At 63.4% G+C, this 26091-nt stretch carries 27 protein-coding genes and 1 pseudogene; 15 read left to right on the top strand and 13 right to left on the bottom strand.

All coding sequences use genetic code 11. The features are described from left to right. Window positions 1–44: 44 nt before the first annotated feature. Entirely contained in the window at window positions 45–740 is a 696-nt protein-coding gene (locus ACR3EL_RS01340) for a type 1 glutamine amidotransferase domain-containing protein (RefSeq protein ID WP_480720123.1), read from the bottom strand. Between the two features lie 132 nt (window positions 741–872). Between ACR3EL_RS01340 and ACR3EL_RS01345 the strand changes: the two genes are divergently transcribed. Then, on the top strand, window positions 873–1760 hold the full coding sequence (locus tag ACR3EL_RS01345; RefSeq protein ID WP_480720124.1) for a LysR family transcriptional regulator: 888 nt from the start codon (window positions 873–875) through the stop codon (window positions 1758–1760). Here the strand turns inward: ACR3EL_RS01345 and ACR3EL_RS01350 are convergent. After that, window positions 1757–2488 carry a glycosyltransferase family 25 protein gene (locus ACR3EL_RS01350; RefSeq protein WP_480720126.1) on the bottom strand — a complete coding sequence of 244 codons (732 nt, stop codon included), beginning with the start codon at window positions 2486–2488 and terminating at the stop codon, window positions 1757–1759. The two genes, ACR3EL_RS01345 and ACR3EL_RS01350, sit on opposite strands and share 4 nt — an antisense overlap. A gap of 92 nt (window positions 2489–2580) precedes the next feature. Further along, window positions 2581–4731, bottom strand: coding sequence for a polyribonucleotide nucleotidyltransferase (gene pnp, locus ACR3EL_RS01355; protein WP_170341993.1), 2151 nt, complete (start codon window positions 4729–4731; stop codon window positions 2581–2583). A 611-nt stretch (window positions 4732–5342) separates the two neighbouring features. Between pnp and ACR3EL_RS01360 the strand changes: the two genes are divergently transcribed. Further along, a complete protein-coding gene (locus tag ACR3EL_RS01360; RefSeq protein ID WP_170341096.1) occupies window positions 5343–6944 on the top strand; it encodes a BCCT family transporter in 1602 nt (533 codons plus the stop codon). Between the two features lie 103 nt (window positions 6945–7047). On the opposite strand, the gene ACR3EL_RS01365 is transcribed toward ACR3EL_RS01360, so the two are convergent. Then, window positions 7048–7371: a potassium channel family protein gene (locus ACR3EL_RS01365; RefSeq protein ID WP_170341097.1), complete on the bottom strand. Its 324-nt coding sequence runs from the start codon at window positions 7369–7371 to the stop codon at window positions 7048–7050. Between the two features lie 42 nt (window positions 7372–7413). Between ACR3EL_RS01365 and ACR3EL_RS01370 the strand changes: the two genes are divergently transcribed. Further along, window positions 7414–8190, top strand: coding sequence for an amidohydrolase family protein (locus ACR3EL_RS01370; RefSeq protein ID WP_480720130.1), 777 nt, complete (start codon window positions 7414–7416; stop codon window positions 8188–8190). Beyond that, window positions 8141–8662 (top strand): amidohydrolase family protein, encoded by a 522-nt coding sequence (locus ACR3EL_RS01375; protein ID WP_367646657.1) that lies wholly within the window; start codon window positions 8141–8143, stop codon window positions 8660–8662. The genes ACR3EL_RS01370 and ACR3EL_RS01375 overlap by 50 nt, the downstream gene beginning before the upstream one ends. A gap of 224 nt (window positions 8663–8886) precedes the next feature. On the opposite strand, the gene rpsO is transcribed toward ACR3EL_RS01375, so the two are convergent. From rpsO to rbfA, 6 genes are all read right to left on the bottom strand, one after another. Then, entirely contained in the window at window positions 8887–9156 is a 270-nt protein-coding gene (gene rpsO / locus ACR3EL_RS01380; protein WP_005980247.1) for a 30S ribosomal protein S15, read from the bottom strand. A 144-nt stretch (window positions 9157–9300) separates the two neighbouring features. Further along, window positions 9301–10320 (bottom strand): calcium-binding protein, encoded by a 1020-nt coding sequence (locus ACR3EL_RS01385; RefSeq protein ID WP_480720133.1) that lies wholly within the window; start codon window positions 10318–10320, stop codon window positions 9301–9303. 95 nt (window positions 10321–10415) lie between these two features. After that, the gene (locus ACR3EL_RS01390; RefSeq protein WP_170341100.1) at window positions 10416–10925 is read right to left on the bottom strand and encodes a DUF1643 domain-containing protein; all 510 of its coding nucleotides are present in this window, start codon (window positions 10923–10925) and stop codon (window positions 10416–10418) included. A gap of 22 nt (window positions 10926–10947) precedes the next feature. Continuing rightward, window positions 10948–11853, bottom strand: coding sequence for a tRNA pseudouridine(55) synthase TruB (gene truB / locus ACR3EL_RS01395; protein WP_170341101.1), 906 nt, complete (start codon window positions 11851–11853; stop codon window positions 10948–10950). 54 nt (window positions 11854–11907) lie between these two features. Beyond that, the gene (locus tag ACR3EL_RS01400; protein ID WP_480720136.1) at window positions 11908–12651 is read right to left on the bottom strand and encodes a phosphodiester glycosidase family protein; all 744 of its coding nucleotides are present in this window, start codon (window positions 12649–12651) and stop codon (window positions 11908–11910) included. Beyond that, on the bottom strand, window positions 12648–13043 hold the full coding sequence (gene rbfA / locus ACR3EL_RS01405) for a 30S ribosome-binding factor RbfA (protein ID WP_093964142.1): 396 nt from the start codon (window positions 13041–13043) through the stop codon (window positions 12648–12650). The genes ACR3EL_RS01400 and rbfA overlap by 4 nt, the downstream gene beginning before the upstream one ends. A gap of 92 nt (window positions 13044–13135) precedes the next feature. On the opposite strand from rbfA, the gene dapB reads away from it, so the two are divergent. After that, window positions 13136–13945, top strand: coding sequence for a 4-hydroxy-tetrahydrodipicolinate reductase (dapB, locus tag ACR3EL_RS01410; protein WP_480720138.1), 810 nt, complete (start codon window positions 13136–13138; stop codon window positions 13943–13945). Here dapB and tmpB read toward each other — a convergent pair. Both tmpB and tmpA read right to left on the bottom strand, forming a co-directional pair. Next, window positions 13942–14532: a (R)-1-hydroxy-2-trimethylaminoethylphosphonate oxygenase gene (gene tmpB / locus ACR3EL_RS01415; protein WP_170341105.1), complete on the bottom strand. Its 591-nt coding sequence runs from the start codon at window positions 14530–14532 to the stop codon at window positions 13942–13944. The genes dapB and tmpB overlap by 4 nt on opposite strands. Next, window positions 14529–15665 (bottom strand): 2-trimethylaminoethylphosphonate dioxygenase, encoded by a 1137-nt coding sequence (gene tmpA / locus ACR3EL_RS01420; RefSeq protein WP_170341107.1) that lies wholly within the window; start codon window positions 15663–15665, stop codon window positions 14529–14531. The genes tmpB and tmpA overlap by 4 nt, the downstream gene beginning before the upstream one ends. A gap of 98 nt (window positions 15666–15763) precedes the next feature. On the opposite strand from tmpA, the gene ACR3EL_RS01425 reads away from it, so the two are divergent. Further along, window positions 15764–16624 (top strand): LysR family transcriptional regulator, encoded by an 861-nt coding sequence (locus ACR3EL_RS01425; RefSeq protein ID WP_170341108.1) that lies wholly within the window; start codon window positions 15764–15766, stop codon window positions 16622–16624. A gap of 4 nt (window positions 16625–16628) precedes the next feature. Here the strand turns inward: ACR3EL_RS01425 and ACR3EL_RS01430 are convergent, their stop codons facing one another. Continuing rightward, window positions 16629–16811, bottom strand: a complete 183-nt coding sequence (locus tag ACR3EL_RS01430; protein ID WP_093964397.1) for a DUF1674 domain-containing protein — start codon at window positions 16809–16811, stop codon at window positions 16629–16631. 88 nt (window positions 16812–16899) lie between these two features. On the opposite strand from ACR3EL_RS01430, the gene ACR3EL_RS01435 reads away from it, so the two are divergent. The 9 genes and pseudogenes from ACR3EL_RS01435 to ACR3EL_RS01475 all read left to right on the top strand — a co-directional run bounded on the left by ACR3EL_RS01435 (window position 16900) and on the right by ACR3EL_RS01475 (window position 26081). Then, the gene (locus ACR3EL_RS01435) at window positions 16900–18159 is read left to right on the top strand and encodes an RsmB/NOP family class I SAM-dependent RNA methyltransferase (protein ID WP_170341110.1); all 1260 of its coding nucleotides are present in this window, start codon (window positions 16900–16902) and stop codon (window positions 18157–18159) included. A gap of 88 nt (window positions 18160–18247) precedes the next feature. Further along, window positions 18248–19987, top strand: coding sequence for a heparinase II/III family protein (locus ACR3EL_RS01440; RefSeq protein WP_480720141.1), 1740 nt, complete (start codon window positions 18248–18250; stop codon window positions 19985–19987). 21 nt (window positions 19988–20008) lie between these two features. Next, window positions 20009–21598, top strand: coding sequence for a bifunctional phosphoribosylaminoimidazolecarboxamide formyltransferase/IMP cyclohydrolase (purH, locus tag ACR3EL_RS01445; protein WP_170341114.1), 1590 nt, complete (start codon window positions 20009–20011; stop codon window positions 21596–21598). Then, window positions 21598–22074 carry a signal peptidase II gene (lspA, locus tag ACR3EL_RS01450; RefSeq protein WP_480720143.1) on the top strand — a complete coding sequence of 159 codons (477 nt, stop codon included), beginning with the start codon at window positions 21598–21600 and terminating at the stop codon, window positions 22072–22074. Before purH ends, lspA begins: the two co-directional genes overlap by 1 nt. Before the next feature lie 50 nt (window positions 22075–22124). Further along, window positions 22125–22640, top strand: a complete 516-nt coding sequence (locus ACR3EL_RS01455; protein ID WP_170341119.1) for a DUF3035 domain-containing protein — start codon at window positions 22125–22127, stop codon at window positions 22638–22640. Between the two features lie 80 nt (window positions 22641–22720). Further along, window positions 22721–24061: a M16 family metallopeptidase gene (locus ACR3EL_RS01460; protein ID WP_170341121.1), complete on the top strand. Its 1341-nt coding sequence runs from the start codon at window positions 22721–22723 to the stop codon at window positions 24059–24061. Beyond that, window positions 24058–25368, top strand: a complete 1311-nt coding sequence (locus ACR3EL_RS01465) for a M16 family metallopeptidase (protein WP_480720147.1) — start codon at window positions 24058–24060, stop codon at window positions 25366–25368. Before ACR3EL_RS01460 ends, ACR3EL_RS01465 begins: the two co-directional genes overlap by 4 nt. A 248-nt stretch (window positions 25369–25616) precedes the next feature. After that, window positions 25617–25925, top strand: a pseudogene (locus ACR3EL_RS01470) (cupin domain-containing protein); the annotation flags it as partial. Window positions 25926–25937: 12 nt separating this feature from the next. After that, complete coding sequence (locus ACR3EL_RS01475) at window positions 25938–26081, top strand: hypothetical protein (protein ID WP_480722468.1); 144 nt, start codon at window positions 25938–25940, stop codon at window positions 26079–26081. Window positions 26082–26091: the final 10 nt, after the last annotated feature.

Genomic DNA, 26091 nt, shown 5'->3' on the forward strand with positions numbered 1-26091 from the left:
GGGCGGGGCGCATCACGCCCCGCCCTGTTCCGCATTGAACGTCCTCAGGCCTCAAACGCCTCAAGCACTTTCCTCGCAACCGCAGCGGACGAAGCCGGGTTCTGCCCGGTGATCAGTTTGCCGTCCTGCACCGCGTGAGGTTGGAACGGCTCCAACTTGCTGAACTGTGCGCCCCGGTCCTTCATCGTATCCTCGACCAGCAGCGGCACGATTTCGGTCAGGCCGACGGCGTCTTCTTCTTCATTCGTGAAGCCGGTGACGGTACGACCCTTGACCAGCGGCGACCCGTCCGCGGCCTTGGTGTGCGCCAGAACGATCGGGGCGTGACACACGGCGCTGACCGGTTTCCCCGCTGACCAGAACGCCTCGATCAGATCAATCGATTTCTCATCCGACACAAGGTCCCACAGCGGCCCGTGCCCACCGGGATAGAAGATCGCGTCATAGTCCTGGGCGTTCACCTCGGACAGTTTGACCGTGTTGGCCAATGCTGCCGTCGCTTCGGGGTCGGCCTCGAACCGGCGGGTATCGTCGGTCTGGCTGTCGGGTGCGCTGCTTTTGGGGTCCAGCGGCGGCTGCCCGCCTTTGGGCGAGGCCAGCGTCAGTTCCGCCTCGGCATCCTTGAACACGTAATACGGAGCGGCCAGCTCCTCGAGCCAGAACCCGGTCTTTTCTCCGGTGTCGCCCAGCTGGTCATGCGATGTCAGGACGACCAGAATTTTCTTTGCAGTCGAAGCCATGTGTTTTCTCCTAGTTCGGCCGGTTCACCCGGCCCGTGTCTTGTGTGACGGGATATATGGCTGTTGCCGCTTGTTGATTAGTGCCGGATTTGGCAAAGCATTATTGCTGACAGGTAATAATGAGGCTGCGAGATGGCGCTGTGGGACGGGCTGGAAGAATTCCTGATGGTGGTCGAGGCGGGGGGCTTCACTGCTGCGGCCCGGCGGCTTGGGGTTTCGGCCAGTCATGTCTCGCGTCAGGTCGCCCGGCTTGAGGATCGTTTGGGCGTCAAGCTTTTGGCGCGTTCGACCCGCGTGGTGCGCCTGACCGACGCCGGACGCGACTATCACGCGCGGGTGGCCGGGCTTGTGGCGGGTCTGGAAGAGGCGAACCAGTCGGCGGCAGGGGATCGGGCCCAGATCGCAGGGCGCATTCGCGTTTCGGCCGCCGGGCCGTTTGCTGAACAGTTCGTGGCGCCCGCTTTGGCGCGGTTCGCAAGCCTGCACCCAAAGCTCTCGGTCACCATCGACTTCAATTCGCGCCTTCTGAACCTGACCGAGGAAGGCTTCGACTTTGCCATCCGCTATGGCACGCTGACCGAAAGCGGGCTGATCGCGCGACGTCTGGCAACCCGACGGATGGTCTGCGTGGCCGCGCGCGGCTATCTCGACCGGCACGGAAGGCCGACCCATCCGGCCGACCTGCGGCATCATCAGTGCCTGGTCACCAACAATGACCGGTGGGTGTTCAGCGACCCCGGCTCGGGCGATCCGATCGAGGTTCGGGTGCATGGCCGGTGGCAGGCAAACAACCCGCACGCCATCCTTTCAGCCGCGCGGCAGGGTCTGGGGGTCATGTACGCGCCCGAGATTTTTCTGGGCGCGAAGCGCCCCCCTGAGCTGGAGCCGATACTGCAGGGGTTCGAAGATCCAAGCCGCGCGAGTTGGATCGTCTATCCTGAACGGCGTCATCTGCCGCTGCGGGTGCGCCGGGCGATGGATTTCTTGGTCGAGGAACTGGGCGATGCGGTGCCCGACTAGGCGGGGCGCTGCGGATGCAGGTGCAGTTGCGCGCGATAGGCGGCGCGCTTGAACTCGCGGGTCAGCTTATCGGTCAACGGCGGTTTCGTCTGGATCGTCGAGCCGCCGATTTCACCGGCCACTTCCTGGTTGCCGCTGCCCAACAGCGCGTGGACGGACTGGCCCGTGATCCAGTGCATCTGCAGAAAGGTGTCCACCGGGCGGTCAATGCGGGCGGTGGCCGCCAGCAGACGTTCCGCCGCCTTCCGGCCCACCACCTGGCAGACGCATTGCAGTCCGATGACCTTGGGCAGGATCAGACGAAGGCCGTCATGCTCAGCGAGGGTCTGGGCTGCGGTTTCGCGCTGCTTGACCGGGATGCGGATATAGTGGTCAGGGGTCGCGATCGGGCGTAGCAGATCCAGCGCCGCCGACATCCGGTCAGGATCGACGCGCAGGTCATCCTCGGCGGTGATTGCCAGGTCGATCCCTTCGTCGACCATCTTGCGCCAGATCCGGCGGTGGCTTTCGAAGACGCCGATCTCGGCCGGGCGCAGAGTGAACGGGTAGCGTGGGCGATGCAGGTTGCCCGGGTGCAGCGTGACCCCAGCAATCTGCGCCGGATCGCGCCCGTTGACCGCTTCGATCAGTTCGGCATTGGGCAGGTCGGCGCAGAGCTGCTCGGCATTGGGTCGGCGCGCGGTGCTGGAGGACATATGGATGACGAAGGATCGCATGGTGTCGTGCATAGAACAGGGGCGCCGCCCGGGAAAGGCCTCGGTAAAACAAAAAAGACCCCGGCCGGAACCGGGGTCTTGGATCAAGCAAGGGGCAGGGCGGATTATTCCGCGCCTTCCTCTTTCTTTTCTTTCTTCTCGGGCACGATCTCTTCGCCGGTTTCCTGATCGACGCATTTCATCGACAGGCGGACCTTGCCGCGATCGTCGAAGCCCAGAAGTTTGACCTTCACTTCCTGGCCTTCCTTCAGAACGTCCGAAGGGTGGTTCAGGCGACGGTTTTCGATCTGAGACACGTGGACCAGACCGTCACGCTTGCCGAAGAAGTTCACGAAGGCGCCGAAATCGACGATCTTCACGACCTTGCCGGTATAGATCTGACCTTCTTCCGGCTCAGCCACGATCGAGTGGATCATCTCGTAGGCTTTCTTGATCGACTCACCATCGGGCGATGCGATCTTGATGATGCCGTCATCGTTGATGTCGACCTTGGCGCCGCTGGTTTCCACGATCTCGCGGATCACCTTGCCGCCCGAGCCGATCACTTCGCGGATCTTGTCGGTCGGGATCTGCATGGTCTCGATGCGCGGTGCGTGGATCGAGAACTCGGCAGTCTCGCTCAGCGCCTTGCTCATCTCGTTCAGGATGTGCAGACGGCCGTCCTTGGCCTGAGCCAGGGCTTTTTCCATGATCTCGGGCGTGATGCCCGCGACCTTGATGTCCATCTGCAGCGAGGTGATGCCGTTTTCGGTACCCGCAACCTTGAAGTCCATGTCGCCCAGGTGGTCTTCGTCACCCAGGATGTCGGTCAGAACGGCATAGTCGCCGTCGTCTTCCAGGATCAGACCCATGGCCACACCGGCCACCGGAGCCTTGAGCGGAACGCCCGCATCCATCATCGACAGCGAACCGCCGCAGACCGATGCCATCGAGGACGAGCCGTTCGACTCGGTGATCTCGGACACCACGCGGATGGTGTAGGGGAAATCGGTCGGAGCCGGCAGAACCGCCTGCAGGGCGCGCCATGCCAGTTTGCCGTGGCCGATTTCGCGGCGACCGGGCGAACCGACGCGGCCCACTTCGCCGACCGAGTAGGGCGGGAAGTTGTAGTGCAGCAGGAAGTTCGATTTGAAGTTGCCGTGCAGCGCGTCGATGAATTGCTCGTCGTCACCAGTGCCCAGCGTGGTCACGGCCAGCGCCTGGGTTTCACCTCGGGTGAACAGGGCCGAACCATGGGTCCGCGGCAGCAGGCCGGTTTCGGCCACGATCGGGCGCACGTCGGTGGTCGAACGACCGTCGATCCGCTTGCCGCCCTTCACCACGTCGCCGCGCAGGATGCTGGCTTCGAGCTTTTTCATCGCCGAACCCAGGTTCGAGTCCTCAAGCTGCTCTTCGGTCAAAGCGGCCTTGATGGCCTCGCGCGCGGCGGCGACAGCTGCGGTGCGCTCTTGCTTGTCGGTGATTGCGAATGCGGCACGCATCTGCTCTTCACCGGCAGCTTTCACGGCAGCGTACAGCTCCGAGTAGTCGGGGGCTTCGAAGGCAAAGGGCTCTTTCGCGGCGTCTTCGGCCAGCGAGATGATCAGGTCGATCACCGGCTGGATCTGTTCGTGCGCGAAGGTCACGGCGCCCAGCATCTCGGCTTCGGTCAGCTCGTAGGCTTCCGACTCCACCATCATCACGGCGTCTTTGGTGCCGGCCACAACCAGATCCAAACGCTGTTCGGGGTTCAGGCGCAGGTCCTGCATGTCGTCCACGGTCGGGTTCAGGACGTACTCGCCATCCACGAAACCAACGCGGGCACCGGCGATCGGGCCGCGGAAGGGCGCGCCCGAGATGGTCAGGGCCGCCGATGCGGCGATCATCGCCACGATGTCGGGGTCGTTGACCAGATCGTGGCTCAGTACGGTGCACATCACCAGAACTTCGTTCTTGAACCCGTCAACGAACAGCGGACGGATCGGACGGTCGATCAGGCGCGCGGTCAGCGTCTCTTTCTCGGTCGGACGGGCCTCGCGCTTGAAGAAGCCACCCGGCACCTTGCCGGCGGCATAGTATTTTTCCTGATAGTGCACGGTCAGCGGGAAAAAGTCCTGACCGGGCTTCTGTTCCCGGGCAAAGGTCACGTTGGCCATGACGCTGGTTTCGCCCAGCGTGGCAATCACGCTGCCGTCAGCCTGACGGGCAACCTTGCCGGTTTCCAGTGTGAGCGTTTCCTCGCCCCACTGCATCGATTTCTTCGTTACATCAAACATATGCGTATCCTAGATGGGAGCACTCCCGCCCCTGCGGGTCTCCCGTTTTGCGTGGCGGCCCCATTGCCGCCGACCCCAATTTATCTTCCATTCGAGTGCCGGGGTCAGGGCACAACGTCTCAGATACCGCGCGCATACATGAGATTGCGTCGGATTGAAAGGGATAAGGCCGCAGAAGGCACACGGTCCTGCATCTGCCGTGGTTCGCCTTTGCGTCAGCCGACACCGCGAACGTTCCGATGCGTAAGCCCGCATAGCATCTGGCGTGCACCCGCTCGCAAACAGGACCATCGCTCGTCATCGAGGATATGCAGATCGGAAATCGGCGCGGCAGAGGCTGGAGAGAAACTCCGGGCTGCGACGGTGGTAGGAAAGCCGCGAAACTAATGCGACCCCGTCCTCTCGACCTCGGTCAGGCCATCGCTGGCCATGCGCAGACATATTCCCGTAGGCGAATGCATTTTGTGAAAAAGTGATTGCAGTGTAGCCTCTTACCACGGAACCCGCGGTCCAGACGACGAAAAGGCGCCAAGGGGGTAAGACTACTCACTGTCGTCCGACGGCCGAATACCTTGGCGTTTGCAATTCGCGCGAACGAAAGGGACGGCCACATGTCTCAGACCAAGAAAATGCTGGATCCGGATCCGCGGATCTATGATTTCGAAACGGAATACGAGCTGGGGCAGGACAATGTTCGCCCATTCGGGCTGGATATTCACAACCCGGTTTTTCTTATCTCAAGCATCCTGATCTTTGCCTTCGTGCTGATCGCTCTCGCCAATCAAGAGGCCGCAGCAACGTTCTTCGGTTGGCTGCGGCCGTGGCTGACCAGCACCTTCGACTGGTTCCTCGTCCTGTCCGTGGATGCAATCACGCTGTTCTGCCTGGCCTTGATCGTTCTGCCGGTGGGCAAGGTGCGCATCGGCGGCAAAGACGCCAAGCCCGATTACTCCTACGCCGGCTGGATTGCGATGATGTTCGCGGCCGGGATCGGCATCGGATTGCTGTTTTTCGGCGTGTTAGAGCCGGTCTACTACAATTTCGCCGAGGATGGCGGCGCCCGTCCTTTGGGCATCGACATCGCGGTGCCGGGCAATGAATACATTGGTGTTGTAGGTACCATCCACCACTGGGGGCTGGAGGGCTGGGCGGTCTACGCCGCCGTGGGCCTGAGCCTCGCGATCTTCAGCTACAATCTCGGCCTGCCATTGACCCTGCGCTCGGCCTTCTACCCGTTGCTGGGCGAGCGTGTCTGGGGCTGGTGGGGCCATGCGATCGACACGCTGGCGGTGTTTGCCACCCTGTTCGGCCTGACCACATCGCTGGGGCTGGGCGCGCAACAGGTTGCCGCCGGTCTCTACGAGGTGTTCGGCATCGAACCCAGCCCAACCGTCGTCGTCTTGCTGATCATCGGTATCACGATGATCGCGCTGGGCTCGGTGCTGATGGGCATGGACGCGGGCGTGAAGCGGCTCAGCGAGATCAACATGATCATGGCCGTGGGCCTGTTCCTGTTCGTGATCGCAGTGACCGGGATCGGCACGGCGATCTCGCGCTATTTCAGCGTGATGACCGATTACGTCAGGCTGCTGCCGGCTTTGTCGAACCCGTTCGGGCGGGAAGACACCAGCTTCTTCCACGGTTGGACAACCTTCTACTGGGCCTGGTGGATCGCGTGGTCGCCTTTCGTGGGCATGTTCATTGCCCGCATCTCCAAGGGGCGCACGGTGCGTGAATTCGTGATTTGTGCGCTGCTGGCGCCGACAGCGGTCTGCGCGCTGTGGATGTCCACCTTTGGTGGCGCGGCCATCGATATGCTGAACGTCGGCGGCGCCGAGGGCGTCAAGGCCACGGTGATCGACAGCTATGCCCCCGAAGGCGCGCTGTTCGGCTTCCTGAAAGAGCTTCCGCTCTACGGCATCGTGGCTCCGATCGCGCTGATTCTGATCGTGGTCTTCTTTGTCACCTCGTCCGACTCGGGGTCTCTGGTGATCGATACGATCACCGCCGGCGGCAAGATGGACGCACCGGTGGTGCAGCGTGTGTTCTGGTGCACGCTGGAAGGTCTGGTCGCGATCGCGCTGCTGCTGGGTGGCGGGCTTGCCGCGCTGCAAGGGGCGGCGGTGTCAACCGGCATCCCGTTCACGCTTGTGGTGCTGATCATGTGCTACTGCCTGTGGCTGGCGCTGAAGTCTGAGCGCGCCAAGATTTGAGCCGCCCTCGACGGCCTATGAACGCCCGCCAATTGGCGGGTGTTTTTTCGCTTTAACCGGACCCAGCTGTAAGTTCCGAAGGTTTGACCCGGGTCGGAAGTCTCTATTCAGGATCTCGCAACAAAGCTTTCGCAAATTGAATGAACATTGCGATGAACACGCCGACCCCAACGAAAATGTAGATCACGGTGAAGACCTTGCCGATCTTGGTCGCCGGGGACAGATCGCCGAACCCGACCGTCGACAGAGTGGTCGCGCTGAAATAAAGCGCGTCCACCCAATGCCAGCCCTCGACGCTGCTGTAGAACAGCGTCCCGGACAGAAGAATAAGAATACATAGCAGCAAACCGCCCCGAAAATGCGGATCATCCCACGATCGGACGATCGCCTTGAGCAGACGGTAGGCATTGAGGATCAGAGCTATCATTCTGTACGCCTTTCGGCTGTTTCGAGGATACGTTCAGGATGCATGTTTTTGAGTGAAATTCCGCATTTACAAATCGGATTATTTGCTAAGATGACGGTGTTTGACAGGAGATACTTTATGCGAATTCATCTTCTAGTGGCGCTGCTTGCCGCCACCTCGGTTTCCGCGCAGCAAGACCCGGCTCAGACCCTGATCACCAATGTGCATGTATTTGATGGCGTCAACGACGGGCGCATCGAAAACGCGAATGTTCTGATCGAGGGCAACCTGATTGCGGCTGTGTCGACAGACCCGATCTCGGCCGAAGGAGCAACGGTGATCGACGGCGGTGGGCACACCCTGATCCCAGGCCTCATCGATGTGCACTGGCACACCCATTATTGCTGCAGCCCGCAAAGTTCGGTTGTGACCGATGATATTCTGGGTGTGGCAATCCGTGGCGCTTTGGGGTCCGAAGGCACTCTGATGCGGGGATTCACCAGCGTCCGTGATGTTGGCGGCAATTCCTTCGCCATCAAGAAGATGATCGACGCCGGCGAAATCCCCGGTCCGCGAATCTTGCCGTCCGGTCCGCCGATCACGCAGACGGGCGGGCATTTTGACTACCGCCCTTATCAGGCGGTGCCGACAAACGAAGGCGATGCTTTGTGGTATTGGTACAGCGTTGGTCTGATGATGCAGGCAGACGGCGTCCCAGAAGTGACCAAGCGGGCCCGAGAAGTCATGCGTATTGGGGGCCACGCAGCTAAAGATTTCTGGCGGGGGCGGTGTGTCGTCCACATACGACCCGCTGGACGTTCGCCAATACACAAAGGATGAAATCGAAGCCTTTGTCGAAGTGGCCGACACCTACAACACCTATGTTGCCTCTCATCTGTTCACCGACGATGCTGCGCGCATCGCGATTGAGGCCGGTGTGAAATCCATCGAACATGGCTTCCTCATGAGCCGTGAGACGATGGAAATGATACGTGAGAATGACGTGTGGCTGTCCGTGCAACCGTTACTGGATGACGAAGACGGGTTTTCCTTTGATGACCCCGTCAGCCAACAGAAGTGGATCGACGTGACCGACGGCACCGATTTCACCTACAAGACCGCAAAGGAAGTGGGGGTCAAAACCGCCTTCGGGACCGACATCCTGTTCGACCCGAAATTGGCCGAGCGGCAGGGCGCGTTTCTTGCCAAGCTGCAGCGGTGGTATTTTCCTTACGAGGTTTCGCAGATGGCCACTTCGACCAATGCCGAACTGCTGGAATTGTCCGGCCCCCGGCATCCCTATCAGCAATGACCGCTGGGCCAGATTACAGAAGGCGCTTGTGCCGATTTGATCTTTGTGGATGGCAACCCGCTAGAAGACATCGATCTGGTTGCCGACCCACACGAAAACTTCGACCTGATCATGAAAGACGGTGTGGTCTACAAGAACGCGCTGGATTGAACACCGCGCTCCTCTGACAAAAAACGCCCGCCATATGGCGGGCGTCTCGAACTTGAAAGCGGTGTATTCCGCGCTTAGCGGCGGATGCCCAGCTTTTTGATCAGGTCCTGGTAGCGCGCTTCTTCCTTGCCCTTCAGGTAGTCCAGCAGCTTGCGGCGCTGGGCGACCATCTTCAGAAGACCACGGCGGCCGTGGTTGTCTTTCTTGTGGGTCTTGAAGTGCTCGGTCAGGGTGTTGATGCGCGAGGTCAGGATAGCAACCTGGACTTCCGGCGAACCGGTGTCGCCGTCCTTGGTTGCGAATTCTTTCATGACGCGTGCTTTTTCTTCAGCAGTGATCGACATCGGGGTCTCCTTCGAAGGTTAGAGTTGATGGCGCAGGCCGGGATGTCGTCCAGCACAGGCCCATGGAGAAAACCGCACCGATTCCGATGCGGATGGGCGCGTATAGGCGCAATCGGAATAAATGGCAAAGGGATTCTGCGTATCTCAGCCCATGGGGCTGGTCAGGGTCGGGTCCAGACCCGGAGTCAGTTGAATATCCTCGGGCCCAAGACCTTGGGCGCCGAACAGATAGGCCACCTCACGCCCGTTGACCAGAACGCGCGTCAGATCGGCGTTGTCCGCGTCGTGTTCGATCCCGATATCGGGCGTGTCAGGGCCGTTCCATTCGATCAGCAGCTTGTCTTCTCCGGGGGTGAAATCCACGACGCTGACTTCCTTCCCCGTGACCGTTCCGTTGATGGCGATCTGGTCCGCTCCCTGACCGCCGGTGACGACATCTCCGGCGCCTGCCAGGATCGTGTCGTCCCCTGCGCCGCCGTTCAGAAAATCGCTGGCGGGCGTGTCGCCATCGTCCTGTCCGGACAGAGTGTCGTCGCCATCACCGCCGAACAGCCTGTCTTCCCCTGCGCCGCCGGCGAGCATGTCTTCACCGTCGCCGCCTTGCAGCGCGTCTTCGCCCTCACCACCGGCAAGGTTATCGTTGCCCTGACCGCCGTACAGATCGTCATCGCCTTCGCCACCAACCAACTGGTCGTCGCCAGCATGGCCGTACAATATGTCGTCACCGGCATTCCCCGAGAGGTCATCGTGACCGTTGCCACCGTGCAGAATATCATCGCCAGTGTTTCCGTTTAGCGTGTCATCCCCGTCCGCGCCGAACAACGTATCATCTCCGGCGCCACCATCGATAATGTCATCGCCATCATAGCCGTTGATCTGATCGTTGCCCTCGGCCCCGCTCAGAACATCCACACCCGGCCCTCCGGCGATGACCAGGTTTCCGTCCACGTCCGAGAGTATGATTCCGTGGGACGCATCCTCGGCCTCGGCTGGGTCTTCGAAAGAATCGTCAATCTCAAGCAGATTTCCTTCGGGAATGTCTTCGACGGCATCTTCCTCGATGACATCGTCGTTGTCCTCGTCCTCATCCCCCGAGAATACGTCGCTGATCGCGTATGCTGCGCCGCCCATTGCGGCCAGACCGAACAATCCGAGCAGAAACATGGGAACCCTCCGAAAGCGTGCCGCCCCGAGTGTGAAATATCCCATGCCGCCAAAGGGTTGGTCAAAGCCAACCTGAGTCTGTGGTTAACCCTTTGTCACCGGTCCCACGGTTCGGGTTGCTGGGTATACGCGATGTAGAGCGGATGCTTGGGATGGCCTGCCTTGCTGAGCCCAAGGTGGAACAGCGGCTGGCCGGTGCCGCGCAGCAGACTCTCGACCGCCGGACCGCGATCCAGATGCGCGCCATGGGTGCCCCAGGCGGCGATCACCTGATCGGCCCAGTCCACGCCGGCCAGGATGGCGGCGTCGTTTTCCGGCCCCACCGGATCGACTGCGGCACGCATCTTGCGCGGGTCGGTGTCGCGCCAGGCAAAGATGTTGGTCACCTGGAACGCCCCGAAGCCCAAAGCCCGCGCGCGCCGCTCGCAGCGCTCGACGGTCGGGTCATTCTGAACCTCGGTCGCGGTCGAGGGGTTCAGCATCACGAATAAGGCCCGGCGCCCGGCCGGCTCCCAGATGCGGGTCAGGCTGTAGCGATAGCGTTCGCAGTCGGAATAGACGGCTGTCGAGGGCGCGTCGCCCTTGGTGTGGGACCGGGTGATCATGCGCCTTCGCTTAGCACGGGACCTAGCCGGCGAACACCCGGCTGGGGTGCAACTCACCGGATTTGTAGACCCCTACCGCCACGGCCTTGCCGTCGAACGAGGCCCAGGCCTCGTCGCCGTATTCCACGTCGCTGGCCAGAACCATGCCGGGGTTGCCGTTGCGCAGGCGGGTGGCGCCTTCGGGGGTGCATTTCAACTCGGGCAGGTCGGCCAGCCCTTGTTCCAGCGGGCGCAGGTAGTCATCCAGCGCCGGGATTTTCGCCATCGCGTCGATCTGCTCGATGCTCAGCCCGTCCTCGGCCTCGAACGGGCCGGACCAGATCCGGCGCAGCTCCTTGACGTGGCCATAACAGCCCAACGCCTCACCCAGGTCGCGGGCGATCGAGCGGACATAGCCGCCCTTACCGCAGGTCATTTCCAGAACGACATGGTCGGGATCGGGCCGGTCGACCAGCACCAGTTCCTCGACCCACAGGGGGCGGGCGGCCAGTTCGACATTCTCGCCGTCGCGGGCCAGCTTGTAGGCGCGCTGGCCCTCGATCTTGACCGCCGAGAACTTGGGCGGCACCTGCATGATCTCGCCCACGAAGGGCAGCAGGGCCTGCTTGATCTCGTCGTCGGTGGGGCGCAGGTCGCTTTCCGCGATCACTTCTCCCTCGGCATCGTCGGTATTGGTGGCCTGACCCAGCCGCACGGTAAAGGTATAGGCCTTGAGCGCATCGGTGATGTAGGGAACGGTCTTGGTGGCCTCGCCCAGGGCCACGGCCAGAACGCCGGTGGCTTCGGGGTCGAGCGTGCCGGCATGGCCCGCCTTCTTGGCGTCCAGTGCCCAGCGGACCTTGTTGACCACGGCGGTCGAGGTCATGCCCGCGGGCTTGTCGACCACCAGCCAACCGGAAATGTCACGACCCTTGCGTTTGCGTCCCATGATGCACCTTGCCGTCTGCTAAGGCGCGCGACCTAGCGGATCGGTCCGGCGCTGTCAATTTGCCGGGATGTCCTCGACCACGCCGACGATCGGCCCCAGCGAGAAACCCACGTCGGACCGGTTCGCCGCCCGGTCATACATTCGCGAGATGTTGCCGTCGAAAAACAGCGCGTTGGGCGTTTTCAGCACGTCGCGGAACAGGCGGCCGAATTCATGGAAGGTGACGTAATCTTCGGAGATCACGAACACCGCGCGGCTGCCATCGACGCTGGTGCCCACCCCGTTGCGCACATAGCTCGAGGTCGAATCCTCAAGAAACCGCGGATGCAATTCGCCGTCGATCACCAGCATCGGGCCGGATTGGGTGGCAAAGCGGCAGTCGGGCTTGCGATCTAGATAGTCCAGCGTCTCGAACACGTCGGCACGGCCTTCGCGGATGCAGAACACCCCGTTGGGCAGCAGGCCGAAATTGCCGGGTCCGGCGTTGGGAATCACGCGCATGAGTTCCTGCCCGTCTTCGACATAGTGGCCCACGGGCGAGCGGTCCTCGTGATACATGCCGGCATTCATCGCAAAGCTCAGGCGTTGGCCCGCATCGGCCAGTTCCTCGTTCACCGACGAGAAGTGGCCCAGCACTTGGCCCGCTTCGTCATACAGGAACAGGCGCAGGTCCTCGGTGGTGGCGTCGACCTCGCACACGGTATAGCGCCGGTCTTCGTGTGCCACGCGCTCGCAGGTCACCGCACCGGCCTGTCCGGCCCAGAGCAATGCGATCAAAGCGGCGGTCCCGCGGATCACTCGTCCAGGTCCCGGCGCACGGCGTCCTGTTCGAACATCCGGCGTGTGTCGTCCATGCGGTCGAACGTTTCGTCCAGCCGGAAGCGCAGGTCGGGGGCGAATTTCAGGCCGACCTTCTTGCCGACCATGCGGCGCAGCTCGCCCTTGTTGCGGGCCAGCAGCTCGATCACGGTGTCCTGCCCCTTGCCGCCCAGCGGCAGCACGTAGGCGGTGGCGATCTTGAGGTCGGGCGAGGTGCGCACTTCGCCCACGGTGATCGACAGGCGGTTCAGGTCGGGGTCGTGCACGTCGCCGCGCGCCAGCACCTCGGACAGGGTGCGGCGGATCAGTTCGCCGACGCGAAGCTGCCGTTGCGAGGGGCCGGGGCCGTCGTGGAATTTGTTCTTAGCCATGTCCCCGATCTAAGCGCAAAGCGGGGCTTTGCCAAGCGGCCCCGAACCGGGTAGGAGGCTTTGAGCCGAATTTCAGAAGAAGGACCAGCGCAATGACGCATATTCCGGGAATCGTCGTGACCGGGGCTTCGGGCCGGATGGGGCAGATGCTGATCAAGACCATCACCGACAGCGAACAGGCGCGGCTGGTCGGTGCGGTCGAGCGCACGGGCCATGACTGGATCGGCGAGGACGTGGGCACCGCGATGGGCGGCCAGCCGCTGGGCGTGACCGTCACCGACGATCCGCTCGAGGCTTTTGCCCAGGCCCAGGCGGTGATCGACTTCACCGCGCCCGAGGCGACGCTGGAGTTCGCCGCGCTGGCGGCGCAGGCGCGCTGCGTGCATGTGATCGGCACCACCGGCATGAGCGACGAACAGATCGCCGCGCTGGAACCCGCCGCGCGTCATGCGGTGATCGTGCGGGCGGGAAACATGAGCCTAGGCGTGAACCTGCTGGTGCAACTTACCAAAAAGGTCGCCGCCGCGCTGGACGAGGATTTCGACATCGAGGTGATCGAGGCCCATCACCATCACAAGGTCGATGCGCCCTCGGGGACGGCACTGATGCTGGGCGAGGCCGCGGCCGAGGGGCGGGGCGTGAACCTTGCCGATGTCTCCGACCGGGGCCGCGACGGGATCACCGGCGCCCGGCAGAGGGGCCATATTGGCTTCCACGCCGTCCGCGGTGGTGACATTGTCGGCGAACATGACGTGCTGTTCGCCGCGCCGGGCGAGCGGATCGTGCTGCGCCACGTGGCCACTGACCGGGCGATCTTTGCCCGAGGCGCGCTGAAAGCGGCGCTGTGGGGGCAGGGCAAGGCCCCCGGCCAATATGACATGTTGGATGTGCTGGGGCTCTAACCCTCGCCCAGATGCCGGTCGACCATGCGCTGAACCATCGGCGCGAAATGGTCGAATCCGGGGGTGTCCATGTCGGGCCGTTTGCCGGCCTCGTCCAGATACCGGACCTGGATGATTTCCTTCAGGTTCGGGTTGGCCTCGAATGCAGCGACTTCCTTGGCACTCATCGGGCCGCCCTGCAGTTCCAGCGTATGGGCCGAGGCCGCCGACAGGCGGTTGAAATACTCGGGCCTGGTTGCACACAGGTACCGCTTGGCCGCGACGTGATAGCGGCAGCAATCGGTGATGACCGAGGGAAAGAACCGCTCCAGCACCTCGGCGCCGGCATCCTCGTGATGGCGGTCTTCGGTGTCGTCGGGGTGGTAGGTGCCGAATTCCGAGGTGAAATGCCCGATATCGTGCAGCAGAGCGCCCACGATGATCTCTTCGGGCATGCCGTTCTGCTCGGCGATGGTGGCGCCCTGCAGCATGTGCTGGGCCATGGTCACCGGCTCGCCCAGATATTCCTCGCCCCCACGCCGGTCGAAGATATCGGCGATGAAGGCCACGATGTTGTCGCGGGTCAGGGTCTGGAAATCGGGGTTCATTCCGCCGCCTCCGGTTGCGCCATCCGCATCGCGGCCAGGGTCGACAGCAGCCCGTCCTTGTCGGCATAGCATCCCTGCAGCCAGCGCGACCCGGCACCCGAATAGCCCAGCCGCGCATGCAGGACACGGGTGTTGTCGACGATGAAGCTCTCGCCCGGTTCCAGCTTGAACGCCACGCCCATGGCCGGGTCGTCGATGATCTCGCCCAAACGACGGTAGGCGGCGTAATAGGCTTCCATCCGGTCGAAGGGCACATCCACGAACGGGGCCGAGGACCGGTTGTTGAAGCGGATGCCGATCAATTCGCCATCGGGCGACAGTTCGATCATCGGGCGGCGCGCGCGCAGGCAGACCCCGTCTGAACCGCGGTATTCGAACCGCGCGGGATAGCCGGCCAGCAGGGCAAAGCCTTCGGGGGTTTCGTCGCGCAGGCGCTGAGCCGCGCGAAAACCGTCGACCACGATCGACTCCCCGCCCTCGGCGCTGTTTTCCAAGCAATAGAGGATCTGCAGCGTGGGCACCGGGTCGCGATAGGGATTGTCGGTATGCGCCTGCAGGCCAAGGCCGGTATAGGCCAGGTTGGTCGGGTTCACCTCGGTCCGCACCTCGAAATAAGGGCCATAGTTGGTCTCGCGCACATAGCCGAACAGATCGGCGACCTTCAGCAGCGAACCGGGCTCGGTCGGGCCGTCGGTCAGCTTGGCAAAGCCGTATTCGGCGACCGCCGCCAGCCAGTCGCGCTTGGCGGCGGGGCTTTCATGCACCTGCGTCCAGTCGCCGGCCGGGGCCGCGAACCCGCCGTCCCAGGTGGTGATGCCGGGCGACAGCCAGCCCATCGGGCGGGTCTGGTCCCGATCATAGACATGCGCGGCCAGCCAGTTTGCGGGGAAGGTGACGGTCTTGTCCTCGGGGGCGAAGATCACCTGCAGGTCACCGTCCGCCACCTCGGCCGCCTGTATCGCGATCTCTGCCGGAATGTCGCCGATCGTGATCAGGCGCTGGCCGTTGCCGGGGTCGCGCGTCTGCGGGTCCAGCGCATTGTCGCGCAGCCAGATGGCGTGGAAACGGGCGCGGGTGCCGTCTTCGAATTCAACCGAAACGACCGCCGGGTCATGGGTGGCGTGGCGCAGCATGGGGCTCTCCTGTTCAGCGCGGGCTTTGATTGAGGAGATACGCGGGATATGGCATTACGACAATTAAGGCTTGTTTCCTCTGAGGATTGGAAAATCTAATGAGTAAGAAAAAGGTGGGCCTGCCCCCGCTGGACTGGCTGCGCGTGTTCGAGGCGGCCGGGCGGCTGGGCGGATTTTCGGCTGCGGCGCGCGAGTTCGGCCTGACCCAGGCGGCAGTCAGCCAGCGCATCGCCAATCTGGAATCCTGGCTGGGTCGGTCCCTGTTCGTGCGCGAGGCGCGCGGCGTGTCGCTGACGGTCGAAGGCGAAAGCTATCTGCCGCTGGTGCAGGACAGCCTGCGCGCGTTGGAACGCAACACCGAGGATCTGTTCGGCACCGCCCCGCGCGCGTTGCGGGTGGCTGGGCTGTCCTCGCATATCCAGGCGCTGGTGCTGCCCAGCCTGGGGGCATTTCGCGCCCTGCGACCGGAGGTGCAGGTGACCACGGATTCGGTGGCGCGGCGGTCCTCGCTGGAGGGCGAGCGGACCTGGCTTCAGCTCCGCTATGGGCGCGGCAACTGGCCGGGGCGCGCCGCCGACCTGATCGCGCCCGAGGTTCTGACTCCGATGGCGGCGCCGGGCGTCAGCTGGGGCGCGCCGGTGATCGAGCTGCGCGGCGAACGGCCCGGCTGGCAGGACTGGATGCAGAAGACGGGCGACACAGACCTGCCACGCGCCGGTCTGAGCTTTGATTCGATGGAACACGCCCTGGGCGCGGCGCGGCAGGGGCTGGGGGTCGCTTTGGGGTCGGTCGCCTTGGCCTCGGCGGATCTGGCTTCTGGCCGCCTGATCCGGCTGGGGCGTCCCGATTTGAAAACCCGCGACGGATACTGGCTGACCTGGCCGCGGGACCGGGCGCAGTCGAAAAAGCAGCAGGCCCTGATCGGTGATTTTCTGCAGGCCCTGCGCGCGGCGGTCTGAGCGGTCAGAAATCGATCGCGATGCCCTTCTTCTCCCAATCGCCATAGCGCGCGGGATCGGGGCCGTCGCGTCCACCCAGTTCCTTGGGCAGGGGTTTGGCCTCGGCTTCGGCCTTGCGCCGGCGCTCTTCGGCCTCGGCCAAGGCGCGCTGGGCGGCGGGCGGCAGGTCTGTGCGGTCGTCGCTCATGACATCGGGTTCCTTTCCGTGCATGGCCTTGATATACGCCCTCGTCCGCTGATGGCAATGCGGGCGAAAACCTTGCAAAGGCGGTTTCATGACCAACACCCCGACGGCGGCGCGGCGCAGCGCCATCTATCTGCTGGATCAGATCTTGGGCGAGGGGCGCCTGTTGTCCGAATGCCTGGCGGCCGGGGCGCTGGATCGCCTAGCCCCCGAAGACCGCGCGCGGGCGCAGCGCTTGACGCTGGAGACCTTGCGCGGGCTTGAACGCGCCGACCGCCTGCTGGAGGGACATCTGCGGCTCACACCGGCGCTGACCGTTCAGAACGCGCTGCGTCTGGGAACGGTCGAACTGTGCCAGGGCGAGGCTGCGCATGGCGTCGTGAACGCCATGGTCGAGATCATCGGCCGCTCGCGCAAGCACGGGCGGCTCAAGGGGCTGGTCAACGCGGTTCTGCGTAAGATCGCCGCCGAAGGCCCCGAGGCCTGGCCGAAGATGCGGGTGCCGCGCCTGCCGGACTGGCTGCGCGAGCCGCTGATCGCGGCCTGGGGCACGGATGCGGTCAAGGGCATGGAGCAGGCCCATTTCGCCGGCGCGCCGCTGGACCTGACGCCAAAGCCCGGCGCAACGATCCCCATGGGGACCGAACTGCCGACCGGCTCGGTGCGGGTTACTGACGCGGGTCAGGTCTCGGCCCTGCCGGGCTATGCCAGCGGAGACTGGTGGGTGCAGGATGCCGCCGCCGCCCTGCCGGCGCGGATTCTGGCGCCCCGGCCCGGCGAGCGGGTTCTGGACATGTGCGCCGCGCCCGGCGGCAAGACGCTGCAACTGGCAGCGGCGGGGGCCGAGGTCACCGCGCTGGACATTTCCGAAGGCCGGCTGGCGCGGGCGCGGGAAAATCTCGAACGGACCGGGTTGTCGGCCCACGTGGTCGCCGGCGACGCGCTGGAGCATCAGGGCCAGTACGATGCGATCCTGCTGGACGCGCCCTGTTCGGCGACCGGCACCATCCGGCGTCACCCGGATCTGCCCTTTGCCAAAGACGGCTCCGAATTCGGCGGCCTGATCGCGTTGCAGGGCCGGATGCTGGCCCATGCCTGGACCTTGCTGAAACCCGGCGGACGGCTGGTCTATTGCACCTGTTCGCTGTTGCCCGACGAGGGCGAGGTGCAGATCGAAGAGGCTTTGCCGCACCATCCCGACATGCAGGTGGACCGCGCCGCGCTACAGGTACCCGGCGTTCAGCCCGACTGGCTGACCGAGGAAGGCGGGCTGCGCCTGCGTCCCGATTATTGGCCCGATCTGGGCGGCATGGATGGGTTCTACATCGCCTGCCTGAACAAATCGGCCTGACCGGTCGCTTTTCGATGACTTGACGAACCGGCCCGGCTATCGTTGGTTCAAACGCCAGCAGAGCGGCAGGGGCAGAGCAACACACGTCATGTCGAATTCGGACACCATGGCCAACCGATGGGTGCGGTTTCAGAACCGTCTCTACGCGCGCCTCAGCCAGCGCCGCAAGCCCGTCAGCGGCTTTGTCGGTCAGCCCGAGCCGCGCACCGTTGGTTCATTTGCGCGCGGGCGGCAACTGGTGGCGGGAAATCTTTTGTTTGCGGGTTATCTGGTCGAAGCTCCGGACACGGGCTTATGGGAGGTCGTGGCCCCCAACGCCGCATTCGACGATGAACGGCATGGATTTGCCTGGCTGGACGATCTGGCCGCGGTGGGTGATGCCGCGGCACGGGAAAAGGCGCAACGCTGGGTCTGGGGCTGGATCGAGACCCACGGCAAGGGGCAGGGTCCGGGCTGGGCCCCAGACCTGACCGGACGCCGCCTGATCCGCTGGATCAATCACGCGCTGTTCCTGCTGCGCGGTATGGACGAGGCCCATAGCCGGCTGTTTTTTCGGTCTCTGTCACAGCAGACCTGGTTCCTGTTCAAACGCTGGCACGCCGCGACACCGGGTCTGCCGCGGTTCGAGGCCTTGGCAGGTTTGGTTCAGGCCGGTTTGGCACTGGAGGGGATGGAAGACATCTCGGACCCGGCCGTTCGGGCCCTGGCGCGGGAATGTGAGGCCCAGATCGACGCCCAAGGTGGCATTCCCACGCGGAATCCGGAAGAATTGCTTGAGGTCTTTACCCTGCTGGCCTGGACATCCGCTGCGCTCAGCGAAGTCGGGCGCGGCACGCCCGCCGCTCAGACGACAGCAATCAAACGGATTGCCCCGACCCTGCGCAGCCTGCGTCATGCCGACGGCGGGCTGGCCCGGTTTCACGGCGGTGGCCGCGGCATAGAGGGCCGGTTGGAACAGGCGCTGGCCCAAAGCGGGGTCAAGCCCAAACCCGCCAAAGGCCTGACCATGGGCTATGCCCGTCTGGCCGCCGCCCGCACCACGGTGATCATCGACGCAGCACCCCCGGCCAAAGGGGCGGCCTCGTACATGGCGCACGCCTCGACACTGGCTTTCGAGCTGACCTCGGGGCGGCGGCCATTGATCGTCAACTGCGGTTCGGGCGAAAGCTTCGGGTTGGAGTGGCGCCGGGCAGGGCGGGCCACGCCTTCGCACTCGACCCTTTGCCTGGATGGATACTCCAGCGCCCGGTTGGCTGCTCCGACCAAGCGAACCGCGAACGAAGCAATGGTGGACGCCCCGAGCGAGGTACCGGTGGAGTTCGAGGATTCGTTCGAAGGCGCGCGCGTGATGGCGGGCCATGATGGGTACGCCAAGGTGTTCGGACTTACCCATGCCCGTACGATCGAGCTGCGCTTTGACGGGCGCGAGGTAACAGGTGAAGACATCCTTCTGACGGCCACCGACAAGGCAAAACGCCAGTTCGACCGGGCGGTTGACGCATCCAAGCTGTCAGGGATCGGTTTTGACATCCGGTTTCACCTGCATCCGGACGTGGACGCAGCGCTGGATCTGGGGGGGTCTGCGGTGTCGATGGCGCTCAAAAGCGGCGAGATCTGGGTTTTTCGCCATGACGGCGCCGGAAAATTGTCGCTTGAGCCAAGCGTTTACCTGGAAAAAGGCCGCCTGAAGCCCCGCGCGACAAAACAGATCGTTCTATCCGGCCGCGCAATCGAGTATGCGACGCGCATCCGGTGGACGCTGAGCAAGGCGCAGGATACAGCCTATGCCGTGCGCGACGTGCACCGGGACGAGCCCGATTTCGACTGAGCCAAAAGGATCTTTGGACCCATGACCGACCTTCACCCCGTGCGCCGCGCGTTGCTTTCCGTTTCCGACAAGACCGGATTGATCGATCTGGGCAAGGCCCTGGCCGACCGCGGGGTCGAGCTGCTGTCGACCGGCGGCACCGCCAAGGCGCTGCGTGATGCGGGGCTTGCGGTCAAGGATGTCAGCGAGGTCACTGGGTTCCCCGAGATGATGGATGGCCGGGTCAAGACGCTGCACCCGATGGTGCATGGTGGCCTGCTGGCGCTGCGCGACAATGATGCCCATGTGGCGGCGATGCAGGAGCATGGCATCGGCCCGATCGACCTGCTGGTGGTCAACCTCTACCCGTTCGAGGAAACGGTGGCCAAGGGCGCGGGCTATGACGAATGCATCGAAAACATCGACATCGGCGGCCCCGCGATGATCCGCGCCGCGGCCAAGAACCATGCGTTCGTCAACGTGGTGGTGGATGTCGAGGATTACTCGGCCCTGCTGGATCAGCTCGAGGAAAACTACGGCAAGACGTCGCTGGGCTTCCGCCAGTGGCTGGCGCAGAAGGCCTATGCTCGCACCGGAGCCTATGACGCGGCCGTCTCCAGCTGGCTGGCCGACGCGCTGCAGATCGACACCCCCAAGCGCCGCATGTTCGCCGGTGAACTGAAACAGCCCCTGCGCTATGGCGAGAACAGCCACCAGCAGGCGGCGTTCTATGTCGATGGCACGGGCCGCCCCGGTGTCGCCACCGCCGTGCAGCATCAGGGTAAAGAGCTGAGCTACAACAACATCAACGACACCGACGCCGCCTTTGAACTGGTGGCCGAATTCGACCCGCGTGACAGCGCCGCCTGCGCCATCATCAAGCACGCGAACCCCTGCGGCGTTGCGACGGGCGCGACGCTGCTCGAGGCATACAAGGCGGCATTCGACTGCGACCGGACCTCGGCCTTTGGCGGGATCGTGGCGCTGAACCGGCCGCTGGACGCGGAAACCGCGCGCGAAATCACCGGCATCTTCACCGAGGTCGTGATCGCCCCCGGCGCCACCGACGAGGCCAAGGCGATCTTTGCCGCCAAAAAGAACCTGCGCCTGCTGACCACCGAAGCGCTGCCCGACGTGCGCGCCGGCGGCAAGACCGTCCGCCAGGTGGCCGGCGGGCTGCTGGTGCAGGACAAGGACAACGGGCATATCGAGATGGATGACCTGAAGGTCGTTACCAAGCTGGCCCCCACGCCCGAGCAGATGCGCGATCTGCTGTTTGCCTGGAAAGTGGCCAAGCACGTCAAGTCGAACGCCATCGTCTACGTCAAGAACGAGGCCACGGTGGGCGTCGGCGCCGGTCAGATGAGCCGGGTGGATTCCGCCCTGATCGCCGCCAAGAAGGCCGAGCGTATGGCTGAAAGTCTGGGCCTGCCCGAACCGCTGACCATCGGCTCGGCCGTAGCCTCGGACGCGTTCTTTCCCTTCCCCGACGGGCTGATGGAGGCCGCCGCCGCAGGCGCGACCTGCGTGATCCAGCCGGGTGGGTCGATGCGCGATGACGAGGTGATCGCCGCCGCCGACGAAGCCGGTCTGGCCATGGTGTTCACCGGCATGCGGCACTTCCGTCACTGATGCGGGGCCGGGTTCTGCTCTGGGCCGGGCTGGCCGCATTCGTGATCGACCAGCTCAGCAAATACTTGGTCGTCCACGTGTTGCGCGTGGCCGACCGGCCCGGTGGCATCGACGTGCTGCCGCCGCTGCTGACCTTTCGGTACGGCGAGAACCGCGGCATCAATTTTGGCCTGTTTCAGGGCAATTCCGAAGCCGCGCGCTGGTTTCTCATCGCTATTTCGCTGGCCATCAGCATCGGCGTTTTCGTCTGGCTCTGGCGCACGGCCGCATCAAGGCGGATGCTGGTTTTCGGCGGATTGCTGATCGGCGGAGCGTTGGGGAACGTGGTTGACCGGGTGTTGTATGGATACGTTCTGGATTTCCTGAACATGTCCTGCTGTGGCATCAACAACCCGTTCGTCTTCAACCTCGCCGACGTGTTCATTTTCGCGGGTGCCCTCGGGTTGGTGCTGTTCGAAGGCAAAAAGCCCTCGTGACGCGCCGGATGTTATGCGATAAAAGCGCCTGAAACAGGCTGGAGACCAAGATGCGGATGCCGCGCGCCATTATTGCTCTGACACTTGCTGCTGCGGTCGCAGGATGTTCCGATATCGGCCTGCGCCATCTCGAAGCGCCAGGGCCCGGGCCGGACGAGTTTTCGGTCATGCCGGTCAAGCCGCTGACCCAGCCCAAAGATTATGCCTTCCTGCCCGCGCCGACGCCGGGTGGCGCGAACCTGACCGACCCGAACCCGAATGCAGACGCCGTGGCTGCCTTGGGTGGCAATCCCGGGGCGCTGAACCCCGGCACCGGTATTCCGTCGTCTGACGGGGCGCTGGTGACGGCTTCCAGCCGCTATGGCGTTTCCCCCAACACCCGCCAGGTTCTGGCGCAGGAAGATGCGGATTTCCGCAAGCGTCAAAGCCGTTGGACGCGGTTGCGCCTGTTCAAGGTGGACCGCTATTCGCAGGTCTACAAGCGCAATTCCATCGATCCCCAGGTGCAGACCGAAGCTTTGCGCAGACAGGGCGTGGAAACACCCTCGTCGCCGCCGGATGAATAATTCTTAACTTTCCGTCATCGCTCTTGAACCCGTTCGGCGTCACCGTAGTTTGAACACCGTAACGAAACGGAGGATGCCCCATGGCTCGGGCCTTGGCGTTTTGCGCCGCTTTGATGACCGCAACCCCGGTTTTGGCCGAAACCGGGCACGAGGCCGTCACCACATTTACCCTGGACAACGGCATGGATGTCGTCGTGGTGGAAGATCACCGCGCGCCCGTGGTTCAGCACATGGTCTGGTATCGGGCCGGATCGGCGGACGAGCCGATCGGGTCGTCAGGTGTGGCGCATTTCCTCGAGCATCTTCTGTTCAAGGCCACCGATACAATGGCGGCGGGCGAGCTTTCGGCGACCGTTGCGGCCAATGGGGGCAACGACAACGCCTTCACCTCGTATGACTACACGGCCTATTTCCAGCGCGTCGCGGCCGACCGGCTGGAGTTGATGATGAAGATGGAGGCCGACCGGATGCGCAACATCCGGCTGACCGAGAGCGACATCGCCACCGAGCGCGACGTGATTCTGGAAGAGCGCAACCAGCGTACCGAGAACAACCCCCGTGCCCTGTTCGGCGAACAGATGAGCGCGGCGCAGTATCTCAACCACCGCTACGGGGTTCCGGTGATCGGCTGGAAGCACGAGATGGAGACATTGGACATGGAGGACGCGCTGTCCTTCTACCAGACCTATTACGCGCCCAACAATGCGATCCTGGTGGTGACCGGCGATGTGGATCCGGCTGAGGTCAAAGCCTTGGCCGACACCTATTATGGCGTGATCCCCGCCAACCCGGACCTGCCTGAACGGGTCCGATCGCAGGAACCGCCGCAGACCGCCGAGCGGCGTCTGACCTTCAAGGATGCGCGGGTGTCGCAACCATATGTTCAGCGCAGCTACCTCGCGCCCGAGCGTGATGCCGGTGCGCAGAAGAAGGCTGCGGCGTTGTTCCTGCTGGCCGAGCTGCTGGGCGGCAGCACCACATCCTACCTGAACGAGAAACTGCAGCTTGAGCAGCAGTTGGCTGTTTATGCCGGGGCGTTTTATCGTGGGGTGTCGCTGGATGACACGACCTTTGACCTGATCGTTGTTCCGGCTGAAGGCGTGTCGCTGCAAGAGGCCGAGGATGCGATGGATCAAGCGGTGGCCGATTTCATCGCCGAAGGCGTCAACCCGGAGGATCTGGACCGGATCAAGATGCAGCTGCGCGCCGCACAGGTCTATGCCCGAGACAATGTCGATGGAATAGGCAACCGCTATGGTCGGGCGCTGACCAGCGGCCTGACGGTCGAGGACGTGCAGGCCTGGCCCGACATCCTGCAGGCCGTCACCGGCGAAGAAATCATCGCCGCCGCGCGCGAGGTGCTTCAGCCCGAAGCGTCTGTCACCGGCTGGCTGATGCGTGATGACGAGGTGACCCAATGATCCGTTTCCTTGCCCCCTTGATCGCCCTGCTGATCGCGCTGCCTGCCTGGGCCGAGATCAAGATTCAGGAGGTCACCTCGCCCGGCGGCATCCGGGCCTGGCTGGTCGAGGATCACTCGATCCCGTTCACTGCGCTGGAACTGCGGTTCCGTGGGGGAACGTCACTGGACGATCCCGACAAACGCGGCGCGGTCTATCTGATGAGCGGCCTTCTCGAAGAAGGCGCGGGCGACATGGATTCCCGCACCTATGCGCGGGCGCTGGAATCTCTGGCCGCGTCGATCGGATACAGGGCCACGGATGACAGTGTTGCGATCTCGGCCCAGTTCCTGACTGAAAACCGGGACGACGCCGTTGAGCTGCTGCGCACCACCATCCAGCAACCGCGCTTTGATCAGGACGCGATCGACCGGGTTCGGGCGCAGGTCCTGTCCGGGCTGCGCTCGGAACAGACCGACCCCAATGACATCGCGGGTGAGACATTCGCCAAAATGGCCTATGGCGATCATCCGTATGGATCCAACGGCAAAGGCTCGATCGACAGCGTATCGGCCCTGACCCGTGACGACATCATCGACGCATACAAAGGCGTCTTCGCCAAGGACCGTCTGTATGTGGGCGCAGTGGGCGACATTACACCCGAAGAGTTGGGCGCGTTGCTGGACAATTTGTTGTCGGACCTGCCCGAAACGGGCAAACCGATTCCCGGGAATGCCGAGGTAACGATCCCCGGTGGCGTCACGGTGGTCGAGTTCGACACGCCGCAATCGGTGGCGCTGTTCGGCCAGAAGGGCATCGACCGCGACGATCCGGATTTCTTTGCGGCCTACATCCTGAACCACATCCTCGGCGGCGGCGGCTTTGAAAGCCGCCTGATGCAGGAAGTCCGCGAAAAACGCGGCCTGACCTATGGCGTCGGGACCTATCTGGTGCCCAAGGATCTGGCCTCGGTCTATCTGGGGTCGGTATCCTCGGCCAATGACCGGATCGGGCAGGCTATCGAGGTAATTCGCGACGAATGGCGGCGCGCCGCGACCGAAGGCGTAACCCAGAAAGAGCTGGACGATGCCAAGACCTATCTGACCGGCGCCTATCCGTTACGCTTTGACGGCAATGCCCAGATCGCGGGCATCATGGTGGGCATGCAGATGGAAGATCTACCGATCGACTACATCGCGACCCGAAACGACAAGGTGAACGCGGTGACGCTGGACGACGTGAACCGCGTCGCGGCCGAGCTGCTGGACCCGGACGGGCTGCATTTCGTGGTTGTAGGCAAACCCGAGGGGCTTGAGACCACGAACTGACGCGGAGGGCCGGCAGTCGGCAGGGCTTTTGCAGAATTCCAGACGAGCGGTCATTCAGCGCCGCTCGCCCTGGGCCCCCGTGATCCGGAAGCGTGTGCAACCTTTGGATCGTCCGCGTATCCGGCATCTGTTCCGTGAAATCTGCTTGGAGTTCACGGTCATGCGGGTCCGCCGGCGGGCTTGTTTCACTTGATGGACAGATGTCATCATGAAGCGGAACTGTTTTCGCGGGTAAGGAAGGATCATTGATGCCTTATAATTTCTGGCATTCGAAGTTGACCGACCCTCCCATCCACGTCCCGGCGATTGGACTGCAGTTGTTTGTCCGGATACCGCACGACACCACCGACGAGAATATCTCGGTCATAGAGACAATAAATGAACCGGGGTTTGGCCCGCCCCTGCACCGTCACCCACAAACTGAGATCTTTCGCGTTTTGGACGGGCAGTATCTCTATGAGTGCGATGGAAAGCGCTTTGTTGCAGAGACAGGGGACGTCGTAACGATCCCCGGGGGCGCCGCGCATGCGTTTTGCAACCTTTCCGACGGGCCGGCGCGGCAACTGGTCATGATACTGCCATCCTTCGACACGGTCGCCGTCTTCAACGGGCTGGGAGACATCATGGCAGACGGAGTTCCCGACCGGGACGTGCTGAATGCATTCTCCGAGAAATGGCAGATCGAGTTTCTGGGGCCGCCCCTGCAGCTTTGACGTCGTTCCA

The organism is Ruegeria sp. BJ3, from assembly GCF_056535665.1.

What these genes read in the sequence shown, in the direction of transcription:
- tmpB (WP_170341105.1), bottom strand. Translation starts at nt 14,532, where the DNA reads ATGAACCCCGATTTCCAGACCCTGACCCGCGACAACATCGTGGCCTTC.
- ACR3EL_RS01430 (WP_093964397.1), bottom strand. Translation starts at nt 16,811, where the DNA reads ATGAGCGACGACCGCACAGACCTGCCGCCCGCCGCCCAGCGCGCCTTG.
- ACR3EL_RS01465 (WP_480720147.1), top strand. Translation starts at nt 24,058, where the DNA reads ATGATCCGTTTCCTTGCCCCCTTGATCGCCCTGCTGATCGCGCTGCCT.
- ACR3EL_RS01345 (WP_480720124.1), top strand. Translation starts at nt 873, where the DNA reads ATGGCGCTGTGGGACGGGCTGGAAGAATTCCTGATGGTGGTCGAGGCG.
- ACR3EL_RS01360 (WP_170341096.1), top strand. Translation starts at nt 5,343, where the DNA reads ATGTCTCAGACCAAGAAAATGCTGGATCCGGATCCGCGGATCTATGAT.
- ACR3EL_RS01460 (WP_170341121.1), top strand. Translation starts at nt 22,721, where the DNA reads ATGGCTCGGGCCTTGGCGTTTTGCGCCGCTTTGATGACCGCAACCCCG.
- tmpA (WP_170341107.1), bottom strand. Translation starts at nt 15,665, where the DNA reads ATGCTGCGCCACGCCACCCATGACCCGGCGGTCGTTTCGGTTGAATTC.
- purH (WP_170341114.1), top strand. Translation starts at nt 20,009, where the DNA reads ATGACCGACCTTCACCCCGTGCGCCGCGCGTTGCTTTCCGTTTCCGAC.
- ACR3EL_RS01435 (WP_170341110.1), top strand. Translation starts at nt 16,900, where the DNA reads ATGACCAACACCCCGACGGCGGCGCGGCGCAGCGCCATCTATCTGCTG.
- ACR3EL_RS01425 (WP_170341108.1), top strand. Translation starts at nt 15,764, where the DNA reads ATGAGTAAGAAAAAGGTGGGCCTGCCCCCGCTGGACTGGCTGCGCGTG.
- dapB (WP_480720138.1), top strand. Translation starts at nt 13,136, where the DNA reads ATGACGCATATTCCGGGAATCGTCGTGACCGGGGCTTCGGGCCGGATG.
- ACR3EL_RS01365 (WP_170341097.1), bottom strand. Translation starts at nt 7,371, where the DNA reads ATGATAGCTCTGATCCTCAATGCCTACCGTCTGCTCAAGGCGATCGTC.
- lspA (WP_480720143.1), top strand. Translation starts at nt 21,598, where the DNA reads ATGCGGGGCCGGGTTCTGCTCTGGGCCGGGCTGGCCGCATTCGTGATC.
- rpsO (WP_005980247.1), bottom strand. Translation starts at nt 9,156, where the DNA reads ATGTCGATCACTGCTGAAGAAAAAGCACGCGTCATGAAAGAATTCGCA.
- rbfA (WP_093964142.1), bottom strand. Translation starts at nt 13,043, where the DNA reads ATGGCTAAGAACAAATTCCACGACGGCCCCGGCCCCTCGCAACGGCAG.
- ACR3EL_RS01350 (WP_480720126.1), bottom strand. Translation starts at nt 2,488, where the DNA reads ATGCACGACACCATGCGATCCTTCGTCATCCATATGTCCTCCAGCACC.
- ACR3EL_RS01340 (WP_480720123.1), bottom strand. Translation starts at nt 740, where the DNA reads ATGGCTTCGACTGCAAAGAAAATTCTGGTCGTCCTGACATCGCATGAC.
- ACR3EL_RS01475 (WP_480722468.1), top strand. Translation starts at nt 25,938, where the DNA reads ATGATACTGCCATCCTTCGACACGGTCGCCGTCTTCAACGGGCTGGGA.
- ACR3EL_RS01455 (WP_170341119.1), top strand. Translation starts at nt 22,125, where the DNA reads ATGCGGATGCCGCGCGCCATTATTGCTCTGACACTTGCTGCTGCGGTC.
- ACR3EL_RS01385 (WP_480720133.1), bottom strand. Translation starts at nt 10,320, where the DNA reads ATGTTTCTGCTCGGATTGTTCGGTCTGGCCGCAATGGGCGGCGCAGCA.
- pnp (WP_170341993.1), bottom strand. Translation starts at nt 4,731, where the DNA reads ATGTTTGATGTAACGAAGAAATCGATGCAGTGGGGCGAGGAAACGCTC.
- truB (WP_170341101.1), bottom strand. Translation starts at nt 11,853, where the DNA reads ATGGGACGCAAACGCAAGGGTCGTGACATTTCCGGTTGGCTGGTGGTC.
- ACR3EL_RS01390 (WP_170341100.1), bottom strand. Translation starts at nt 10,925, where the DNA reads ATGATCACCCGGTCCCACACCAAGGGCGACGCGCCCTCGACAGCCGTC.
- ACR3EL_RS01440 (WP_480720141.1), top strand. Translation starts at nt 18,248, where the DNA reads ATGTCGAATTCGGACACCATGGCCAACCGATGGGTGCGGTTTCAGAAC.
- ACR3EL_RS01370 (WP_480720130.1), top strand. Translation starts at nt 7,414, where the DNA reads ATGTTTTTGAGTGAAATTCCGCATTTACAAATCGGATTATTTGCTAAG.